This window comes from Microbacterium petrolearium (genome assembly GCF_054782875.1).
Genome location: NZ_BAAGRQ010000032.1, coordinates 1 through 8838 on the forward strand (window position 1 = coordinate 1; position 8838 = coordinate 8838).

The following is an 8838-nucleotide window of genomic DNA, read 5'->3' on the forward strand; positions in this document are numbered from 1 at the left end:
GGCGCTCAGGCGGTCGCCGGCGCCGCACGGGTCGGCTGCCGCCACCGGCACGGCGGGCACGACGTGCGGCGCGGCCGCACCGGCGGCGAGCAGCTCGCCGCGCTCGCCGAGGGTGACGAGCACCGCCCGCACGCCCCAGCGCTCGGCCAGGCAGGCTGCCGCGGCGGCGGCCCCCGCGATCCCCGTCCCGGTCTCGCCGGAGGCCGACCGCGCCTCCGCGAGATTCGGCGTCACGACCGCTGCCGAGGGGACCGGATCGGTGCCGCGCGGGTGGGGATCCCACACGAGCGGCACGCGCCGCCCGGCGCGCTCGAGGGCCGCGCGCAGGCGCGGATCGGCCGTCACGCCGCGGCCGTAGTCGGCCACGACGACGGCATCGACGTCGTCGAGCGCCGCCAGCATGTCGTCCGTGGCGGCCGGGGAGGGCGGCGCGTCGCAGTCGTCGTCGATCCGCACGATCGCGTGACCGGCGGCCCGCACCCGCGTCTTCACCGGCGTCGGCGCGCCCGAGGCCGCCGCGACGACCTCGATGCGCCCGCCGCGACCGCGTGGTCGGGCCAGCAGCGCCCGCAGCTCGCCGGCGCGGTCGTCGTCGCCGAGCGCCGTGACGAGCCGCACGTCCGCGCCGTCCCGCGCGAGCAGCGCCGCCACGAGGCCCGCGCCGCCCGGCCGCGGCGCGGTCTCGCTCACGGCCACCACGGGCACGGGCGCGTCCGGGCTCAGCCGCTCGGCGCTGCCCGACACGTCCACATCCAGCAGGGTGTCGCCCACAACCGCGATCCTCATGCGCCCGCTCCCCTCGCCGGCTGCGCGGGCGCGGCGGCGCGGGGGAGGGCCGCGTCGTGCGCGCGCACGTGATGGTCGAACACGCGGCACAGCAGGTGCAGGGCCACCAGCTGCGCCTCCTGCACGCCCGCCGCGGGCGCGTCGAGCGCGATGTGCGCGTCGCTCGCGTCGCACAGCGGGTTGGGGCCGCGGCCGGTGAGGGCCCACGCCTCCGCGCCGATCTCGCCCGCCGCGCGCGCCGCGCGCACGAGGTTGGGGCTGCGGCCGCTCGTCGACATCAGCACGAGCACGTCGCCGGGGCGGGCGTGCGCGCGCACCTGCCGCGCGAACACCTCGTCGTACCCGTAGTCGTTGCCGATCGCCGTGACGCTCGAGGTGTCGGCGTGCAGCGCGATCGCCGAGAACGGGCGCCGCTCGCCGTCGAAGCGCCCGACGATCTCGGCCGTGAGGTGCTGGGCCTCGGCGGCCGAGCCGCCGTTGCCCGCTGCGAGCAGGCGCTGCCCGCGCAGCAGGCGCGCGGCCAGCTCGGCGCCCCACTCGGCGACGGCCGGCACCTGCCCGCGCAGCGACGACATGGCCGCCGCGTGGTCGTCGAGGTGGGCGCGCAGTGTGGCCGAGAGGATGTCGTCGGCCCGCCGCAGCGGGGCGCCGAGGGAGGCGATGCGAGGGCTCGTCATGCGCGTCCACCTCCCATCGCCCGCCGGGCCGGCGCCGGCTCGGCGGCGGCGTTCGAGGCGGCCAGGCCCCGGTACACGCGCTCGGTGTCGGCGGCGACCTTCGCCCACGTGTACCGGCTGTGCGCGCGGGCCACGCCGGCCCGCCCCAGCTCGGCCCGCAGCTCCGGATCGTCGCGCAGCGTCTCGATCGCGCCGGCGATCGCGTCCGGATCGCGCGGCGGCACGTGCAGCCCGGTGCGGCCGTGCACGACGGTGTCGATGAGGCCGCCCACGGCCGCGGCGATCACGGGGACCCCCACCGCCATCGCCTCGAGCGGCACGATCCCGAACGGCTCGTACCAGGGCGCGCACACGACGACGTCGGCCGAGCGCAGCGCGGCCGGCAGCTCGGCGTGCGGCACCTGGCCGCGGAACTCCACGAGGTGCTCCACGCCCTCCGCCCTCGCGCGCTCGCGCAGGCGCTGCACATCCGGGTCCTGCATTACCTCGTCCGGTCCGCGCGAGCCGCCGATGACGACCAGCTCCACCTCGTCGCGCCCCGCCGCCGCCAGCCGGGCGAGCGCCGTGATGGTCGATCCCACGCCCTTGCGCGGCACCAGCCGGCCCACCGTCATGATCCGGAAGCGGCGGCCCCGCGCCTCGGCCGGCCCGTCGGGCGCGAACAGGCCGGTGTCGACGCCGCACGGCACCACCGCGATGCGGTTCGACGGCACGCCGAGCGGGATGAGCTCGAACGCCTCGTCCGAGCACGTCGCGATCACCGTGTCGGCCCGGTGGCCCACGCCCGGCTCGAGCGTCTCGCGCTCGGGAGGGCTCGTGTCCTCGGCTCCCTGATGGCGGCGCTTGACGTTGCCGAGGGCGTGGAAGGTGTGGGCGACGGGCGGGCGCGCCGGCCCGAGCCGGTCGGCCGCCTCCAGCGCCGCCACGCCCGACATCCAGAAGTGGCTGTGCACGACGTCGGGGACCTCGCGTCGCCAGTGCGCGGCCAGCACCCGGCCGAAGTCGCCCATGAACGGCAGCAGCTCGTCCTTCGGCACGGGCGAGGGCGGGCCCGCGTCCACGTGCACGACCTCGACGCCGGGGCGCATCCGCACGCGCTCCGGCAGCGACGGATCGTCGCGCCGCGTGTACACGGTCACGTCGTGCCCGCGCTCGGCGAGGGCGGCCGACAGCGCGGCGACGTGCACGTTCTGGCCGCCCGCGTCGACGCCTCCCAGCGTCGCGAGCGGGCTGGCGTGCTCGGAGACCATCGAGATCCTCATCGCATGCTCCTTCCGGCATGGGGGAGGGCCGTCGCGCCGGTGCGGCGCGAGTGGTTCTCGACGACGTCCGCGAGGACGTCGTCCCACCGGCGCAGGAACGCCGGCAGGCCGTGGTGCGCGAGCGCGTGGCGTCGCGCGCGGCGCCCGTGCTCGACGGCGAGCGCGGGATCCGCGACGTAGTCGGCGATCGCGCGGGCGAGTCGCTCGAGGTCGTTCGTCACGATGCCGGCCTCGGGCGGGACGGCGGCGGGCGCCTCGGTCGCCGCCAGCGCGACGACGGGCATGCCGAGGTGCATCGCCTCCAGCAGCGACAGCCCCAGCGAGGTCCAGCGGAACGGGTGCACGTACACGCGGCGCCGCGCCAGCTCGGCGTGCAGCCGGGCCGTCGGCAGGTCGCCGGCCGGCGAGACCTCGGGCGCCCGTCCCGGCCCCGCGACTGCCGCGAGCGCCGCGGGGAGTCCCTCTGCGCCCATCCCGAACACGTCCAGCGGGGCCGGCTCGGCCAGGCGCGGCAGCAGATCGGTGCCCGTCACGCGCCACCGCCGCACGGGCTCGTTGATGACGGCGGCCGACCGCGGCAGCTCCCCCGTGTACAGCGGCCCCGGATCGGGCACGCCGTGCTCGACGACGAACGTGCGAGCGCGCCCGGTGTCCCAGAACACGCGGTTGAAGTGCGTCACGTGCACGATCGGGATGCCCGCGTCGGCGAGCGGATGGACGGTGCCCGTCGCGTCGGGCTTGGGCGTGTTGTGCTCGAGGAACAGCGCGGCCACATCGCGCCCCGGCTCGCGCCCGGTGAGCGCGCGCACGGCGTCCCACTCCTCCGTGCGCTGCAGCACGACGACGTCGATGTGCTCGTCCCGCAGCCGATCGGCCGCGACCTCGCGCGCCCGCGGCCAGTCGCGCCCCGCGGTCCCGTGCCAGCCCCGGGCGTCGTCGCGCGGCAGGAGGTACTCGTGCGATCCGCGCACGAAGGCGTCGGCGTATCCGCCGTGTGCGTGCCAGAACAGCACCCTCATGCCGGCACCTCCTCGCTCGGCGCGACCGCGCCGGCGCCGGCGAGCCGCTCGCACGCCGCCACGACATCGGCCGGCTCCACCGACGTCAGGCACGGGTGGCCGGGAACGGGGCACTCGCGCGCCCGGGTGTCGCGGCAGGCGGCGCGCTGGTCGCCCAGCAGCGCGTGCGGCACGCCGTACGGCGCCCACCGGACGGCCGGCACGACGGGCGAGAAGAGGCTCGCGACGGGGGTGCCGACGGCGGCGGCCACGTGCGCGGGACCCGTGTTGCCCGTGACGACGACGCGGGCGTGGGCGAGGATGCCGGCGAGCGCGGCGAGCGGCGTCGCCCCGCCGAGATCGAGGCCGTCGTCTCCGGCGACGAACGCCGTGAGCGCGCGCTCGTCCGGTCCGCCCGTCACGGCGACGTCCCACCCGCGCTGCCGCAGCAGGCGCACGGTCTCGCGATGCCGCTCGGCGGGCCAGCGCCTGGCCGAGGCCGAGGCGCCGGGGTGCACGACGGCCAGGCGCTCGCTCGCCGCGACCTCCGGGGGCGGCGCGGCGACCCCGCGCAGGCGCAGGCGGCCGTCGTCGCCCGGGGGCAGCGCGAAGCCGGCCGCCGCGGCGATCGCGAGGGCGCGCTCCGGCTCCGGCAGGTCCTCCGGGAGATCCTCGCCCGGGCGCAGGCGCACATCGAGCAGCGAGCCGGCGAAGTCGACCGAGGCGCCGGCGATCCGCCCGACGCCCGCCAGCCGCAGCGACAGCGCGAGCGGCAGGGGCGACTGGTGGAACGACGTGAGGATGACCGCGACGTCGGGGCGCGCCTCGGCCAGCAGCGCCTCCAGCGCGCGCATGCGCTCGGGCGTGGCGGGCGGGGCCGAGGCGGTGATCCACGGGCAGTCCCACACGAGCACCCGGTCGACGCCCGGCAGGTGGCGCGCGGCCTCGGCGCCGATCGTGCTGCAGAGCATCCAGACCTCGTCCACGCCGGGCGCCGCCGCGACCGCGCGCACGGCCGGCCCCGACAGCAGCACGTCGCCGAGGCTGTCGAGCCGTGCCACGAGCGCCCGCGTCATGCGCCCCTCCCTCCGGCGAGCGGCACGACGGCCTCCTCCAGCGCGGCCCGGACGGCGGCGTCGAGATCGGGCGCCACCCGCGGCGCCGCCGCGACCTCCTCGGCACGCGTGACGGGCGTGGGCACGAGGACGGATCGCGCCCCGGCCGCCTCGGCGGCGCGCACGTCCGCGCCGATGTCGCCGATCACGACCGCCTGCGTGGGGGCGACCCCCAGCCGCGCGCACGCCTCGAGCACGAGGCCCGGTGCCGGCTTGCGGCACGCGCAGCCGTCCTCGGGACCGTGCGGGCACCAGCACCACGCGTCGAACGGGCCGAGCAGCGCGTCGACGCGCGCGTTCACGGCCTCCACCTGCGCGGGGGTGAGGAGCCCGCGCGCGACGCCCGACTGGTTCGAGACCACGCCGATCCGCACCCCCGCCGCGCGCGCCCGCGCGACGGCCGCGCCCGCCCACGGCATGAGCCGCACGCGCGCGGGATCGCCGTTGTACGGCACGTCCTCGACGAGCGTGCCGTCCCGGTCGAACAGCAGCGCGCGGACGCGGGTGCGATCGATGGCCATATCAGAGCACTTCCCACTTCTCCTCGGCGGCAAACGTCTCTTCTCGGGGCTGGGCAGGCGCGGCCGGGCCTGCGATGCTGGGGCGATGCGCGAGCTGGGTCCTCCCGACGGACATCCGGAGCTGCTCGCCCTGCGGGCGCTGAAGCTGGGCGACCTGCTCGTCGCGGTCCCCGCGATCCACGGGCTGCGCCGCGCCTTCCCCCGGCACCGGCTCGTGCTCGCGGTGCCGGGCTGGCTCTCGCCCGTCGTCGAGCTGATCGGCGGCGTCGACGCGCTGCTGCCGACGCCGGGGCTCGACGAGCCGCTGCCGCTCGAGCCCGGCCGGATCGACGTGGCGGTGAACCTGCACGGCAGCGGCCCCGAGAGCCGTTGGCTCGTCGACGCGCTCGGCGCGCGGCTGCGGATGGCGCACCGCGTGGACGGGATCGATGCGGCCGCGCCCGCGACCGCCGTGGCCGAGACCGGAATGCCCGTCCGGGCGCTGCCCGACCCCGCGCTGCCCGACACGGCGCGGCCCGATACGGCGCGGCCGGACACGGCGCTGCCCGACCAGGCGCTGCCCGGCTGGCGCGACGACCTGCACGAGCGCCGCCGCTGGGTGCGGCTCGTGGGCGCCTACGGCGTGGCCGCCGATCCCGACGACGTCGCCCTGCGCCCGGCGCCGCCGGCCGCGGGGCTCGAGGGCGCCACCGTGCTGCACGTCGGCGCGGCGTACGGATCGCGCCTGTGGCCGGTGGATCGCTTCGCGGCGGTCGCCCGCGCGCTGGCGGACGGCGGGCACCGGGTGGTCTTCACCGGCTCGGCGGCGGAGCGCGAGCGGGCCCTCGCCGTGGCCGATGCCGCGGGGCTGGGCGCCGCGGCGGTGCGGGCGGGCGAGCTCGACCTCGCGCGCTTCGCCGGCGTGATCGAGCGCGCCCGTCTCGTCATCTCGGCCGACACCGGCGCGGCGCACCTGGCCTCGGCCTACGGCACGCCGTCGGTCGTGCTGTTCGGGCCGGCCGCCCCGGAGCACTGGGGCCCGCCGCCCGGTCCGCACGTCGTCCTCACCGCCGCGCACCTGCGCCGGGGCGATCCGTTCGCCGCCGATCCGGATCCGGCGATCCTCGGCGTCACGGTCGACGACGTGCTGGCGGCCGCCGGGCGCATCGCGCCGTAGCGGATCACGCGGCGTGACGGCGCGCCGGAGGCGGGCCGTGCTGGATGTGATCGCGCATCGCCGCGAGCGTGCGCGAGAGGATGCGCGAGACCTGGATCTGCGTCACGCCGAGCTCGCCGGCGATGTCGCTCTGCGTGCGCTCCTCGAAGAACCGCAGCTGCACGACCCGGCGGTCCCGCGGCGCGAGCGCACGCATCGCCTCGTGGACGACGGCCGCCGATTCCGCCCGCTCGATCTCATCGCGATGCGAGGGCAGCAGCTGCCCCATCGTCAGGTCGCGATCGGCGCCGACGGGCACGTCGAGCGACGCGGGCTGCAGGTGATCCCCGCACGCGAGGGCCTCGCGCACCTCCGCGCGCGACTCGCCGAGGTCCGCGCACAGCTCACTCGCGGTGGGCTCGCGCCCGAAGCTCTGCGCGAGACGAGGCGAGGCCTCGGAGATCCGGGCCCGCAGCTCCTGCACGCGCCGGGGCGGCCGCACGAACCACCCCGCGTCGCGCAGGTGGCGCTTGATCTCGCCCGCGATGGTCGGGGCCGCGAACGCAGCGAAGTCGCTGCCGCGCTCGGGATCGAAGCGCCGCGATGCCTTCACGAGCCCGATGTACGCCACCTGCACGAGGTCCTCGTCGCGCGAGACGCTGTGGCGGAAGTACCGCCGGGCCACGGCGCGGGCGAGCTCCATGTGGGTGAGGACCAGCGCGTCGGGGGTCGTCTCGGGAGCGGTCCCGTCGGATGCCTCGCCGTGCTGGATGGACGTCATGCTTCGAGGATCGAAGCGTCGCCGCCTCGTGGTGAGGGGCTTGAAACGCGCGGAGAAGCGGGCGATCATGACGCGCGATGCGCGCCGGCGTCAGACGCTCGCGACGTCGAACGCGTCGACGGGGCGGTGCGGGATGGTCGTGGGTGCCTCGAGATGGACCGCGCCGCTGGGCAGCAGACCCGCACCGCCGCGCCGACGCATCACGCGCCACTGGGCCAGCACGTCCTCGCCCGCGTGCGCGGCGTCGAGCTCGCGCCAGAAGCCGAAGCCGCCGGCCTCCAGGAGGGCGTCGCGACGGAAGAGCACGCAGCCGCCGATCCACGCGATCTTGTAGGCGAGCCAGCCGCGCTCGGGCAGATCGACGTCGCGGGCCAGGTGCGCGGGATTGGCCGCGTTGTGCAGCCGCCAGCGCTCGAACTCCGGCGCGCCCCGCCGCACGCGCTCCGGGCGCACGGGGCCGGCCCATGGCTCGAAGGCCTCGCGCTCGGCCGGCCGGTCGTCGTCGAGGTACGACAGTCCCTGCACCGCCATGCCCACGAAGCCGCAGTCGAGCTCGCGCAGCGCCTCGTGCATCCGCTGCAGCTGCCCGGGCTCCAGCCAGACGTCGTCGTCGAGGAACAGCACCGCCTCGGCCGACGACCGGTCCAGCAGGAACTGCCGCTGCTCGGCCATGCCGCGACGCGGCAGGTGGCGATGCACCTGCACCTCGCCGCCCTGTGCCTGCAGCACGCGCCGCATCGCGGCCACGGCGGCGTGCGAGGGGGCGTCGTCGTCCGACTGATCGCTCACGATCACGCGGAACGGTGGGTCGTCCTGTGCCGCGAGGCCCGCGAGGGTGACGGCGAGCTCGGCCACGCGGCCGGCGGTGGGGATCAGGACGTCGACGAGGGGTGCGGCCGGCGCGGCGGGCGTGGCCCACGCGCCGGCCGCGCGGCGCGAGGCCACTCAGCCGCCCGAGACGGCGCTGCTGACGGCGGCGGGGGCGTCGAACGAGTCCTCGCCGGCCGACTCGAGCGCCGAGACGAGATCGTCGGGGGCGCCGTTCTCCCGCGCGCGGGCGACGAGATCCTCCTTGCGCGCCGGGTAGTCGACGCCGCCGAGGTACTTCTGCAGCTCGATGGGCGTGGGGTTGTCGGCCATGATCGCTCCTCTCGTGATCGGACGCGGCCATGCTAGGAAGCCGATGGTCCCCAGGCGCGGGGGTTGACACCGGGCCGCGGCGGGCTCGGCGACGCCGCCTGCGCAGGCCCGTCGCCGACGGCCCGCGCGGCGGGCGACACGCCCGGGATGATGCACCGGTTTGCCCCACCCGCCGCATCGGCGTAATGTTTCATCTGTCGCCGCCAAGCGGTGAGGTTGAGCCGAGAGGCTCCCATCCCAAGTAGGCGACACAAACCCCGACGAAGATCCTCGCAAGAGGGTGACGAGTCGTGGTGCGAATGCCCCGGAGGGCTGCAGGGGGACCTGCAGGGCTGGGTGCGTCCGATCCTTGAGAACTCAACAGCGTGCACTTGTCAAATGCCAAATAACCTCGTCGGCTGACTTCGGTCAGTCGTGAGATTC

Annotated in this window: 10 protein-coding genes; 1 reads left to right on the forward strand and 9 read right to left on the reverse strand. The window is 76.8% G+C overall.

Annotated features, from left to right (window positions below; translation table 11 throughout):
* The 6 genes from ACYVJ0_RS13235 to ACYVJ0_RS13260 all read right to left on the reverse strand — a co-directional run.
* A partial coding sequence (locus ACYVJ0_RS13235) for a bifunctional heptose 7-phosphate kinase/heptose 1-phosphate adenyltransferase (RefSeq protein WP_460818312.1) occupies positions 1-786 on the reverse strand: 786 nt, incomplete at its 3' end.
* The gene (locus ACYVJ0_RS13240; RefSeq protein WP_460818313.1) at positions 783-1463 is read right to left on the reverse strand and encodes a D-sedoheptulose-7-phosphate isomerase; all 681 of its coding nucleotides are present in this window, start codon (positions 1461-1463) and stop codon (positions 783-785) included. The genes ACYVJ0_RS13235 and ACYVJ0_RS13240, both read right to left, overlap by 4 nt.
* Entirely contained in the window at positions 1460-2725 is a 1266-nt protein-coding gene (locus tag ACYVJ0_RS13245; RefSeq protein ID WP_460818315.1) for a glycosyltransferase, read from the reverse strand. Before ACYVJ0_RS13245 ends, ACYVJ0_RS13240 begins: the two co-directional genes overlap by 4 nt.
* Positions 2722-3744: a glycosyltransferase gene (locus ACYVJ0_RS13250; protein ID WP_460818316.1), complete on the reverse strand. Its 1023-nt coding sequence runs from the start codon at positions 3742-3744 to the stop codon at positions 2722-2724. The genes ACYVJ0_RS13245 and ACYVJ0_RS13250 overlap by 4 nt, the downstream gene beginning before the upstream one ends.
* On the reverse strand, positions 3741-4799 hold the full coding sequence (locus tag ACYVJ0_RS13255; RefSeq protein ID WP_460818318.1) for a glycosyltransferase family 9 protein: 1059 nt from the start codon (positions 4797-4799) through the stop codon (positions 3741-3743). Before ACYVJ0_RS13255 ends, ACYVJ0_RS13250 begins: the two co-directional genes overlap by 4 nt.
* On the reverse strand, positions 4796-5359 hold the full coding sequence (locus ACYVJ0_RS13260) for a D-glycero-alpha-D-manno-heptose-1,7-bisphosphate 7-phosphatase (RefSeq protein ID WP_460818320.1): 564 nt from the start codon (positions 5357-5359) through the stop codon (positions 4796-4798). Before ACYVJ0_RS13260 ends, ACYVJ0_RS13255 begins: the two co-directional genes overlap by 4 nt.
* A gap of 85 nt (positions 5360-5444) precedes the next feature.
* Here ACYVJ0_RS13260 and ACYVJ0_RS13265 point away from each other — a divergent pair, with 85 nt between their 5' ends.
* Positions 5445-6515 carry a glycosyltransferase family 9 protein gene (locus tag ACYVJ0_RS13265; protein WP_460818321.1) on the forward strand — a complete coding sequence of 357 codons (1071 nt, stop codon included), beginning with the start codon at positions 5445-5447 and terminating at the stop codon, positions 6513-6515.
* Between the two features lie 4 nt (positions 6516-6519).
* On the opposite strand, the gene ACYVJ0_RS13270 is transcribed toward ACYVJ0_RS13265, so the two are convergent.
* The 3 genes from ACYVJ0_RS13270 to ACYVJ0_RS13280 form a co-directional block, all read right to left on the reverse strand.
* Entirely contained in the window at positions 6520-7275 is a 756-nt protein-coding gene (locus tag ACYVJ0_RS13270; protein WP_460818323.1) for a sigma-70 family RNA polymerase sigma factor, read from the reverse strand.
* Positions 7276-7365: 90 nt separating this feature from the next.
* Positions 7366-8220, reverse strand: a complete 855-nt coding sequence (locus tag ACYVJ0_RS13275) for a glycosyltransferase family 2 protein (RefSeq protein ID WP_460818325.1) — start codon at positions 8218-8220, stop codon at positions 7366-7368.
* Positions 8221-8415, reverse strand: coding sequence for a DUF2795 domain-containing protein (locus ACYVJ0_RS13280; protein ID WP_460818326.1), 195 nt, complete (start codon positions 8413-8415; stop codon positions 8221-8223). It lies immediately after the preceding gene.
* Between the last annotated feature and the right edge of the window lie 423 nt (positions 8416-8838).

Coding starts and splice junctions, on each gene's coding strand:
- ACYVJ0_RS13240 (WP_460818313.1), bottom strand. CDS start 1,463: ATGACGAGCCCTCGCATCGCCTCCCTCGGCGCCCCGCTGCGGCGGGCC.
- ACYVJ0_RS13255 (WP_460818318.1), bottom strand. CDS start 4,799: ATGACGCGGGCGCTCGTGGCACGGCTCGACAGCCTCGGCGACGTGCTG.
- ACYVJ0_RS13245 (WP_460818315.1), bottom strand. CDS start 2,725: ATGAGGATCTCGATGGTCTCCGAGCACGCCAGCCCGCTCGCGACGCTG.
- ACYVJ0_RS13280 (WP_460818326.1), bottom strand. CDS start 8,415: ATGGCCGACAACCCCACGCCCATCGAGCTGCAGAAGTACCTCGGCGGC.
- ACYVJ0_RS13270 (WP_460818323.1), bottom strand. CDS start 7,275: ATGACGTCCATCCAGCACGGCGAGGCATCCGACGGGACCGCTCCCGAG.
- ACYVJ0_RS13250 (WP_460818316.1), bottom strand. CDS start 3,744: ATGAGGGTGCTGTTCTGGCACGCACACGGCGGATACGCCGACGCCTTC.
- ACYVJ0_RS13260 (WP_460818320.1), bottom strand. CDS start 5,359: ATGGCCATCGATCGCACCCGCGTCCGCGCGCTGCTGTTCGACCGGGAC.
- ACYVJ0_RS13265 (WP_460818321.1), top strand. CDS start 5,445: ATGCGCGAGCTGGGTCCTCCCGACGGACATCCGGAGCTGCTCGCCCTG.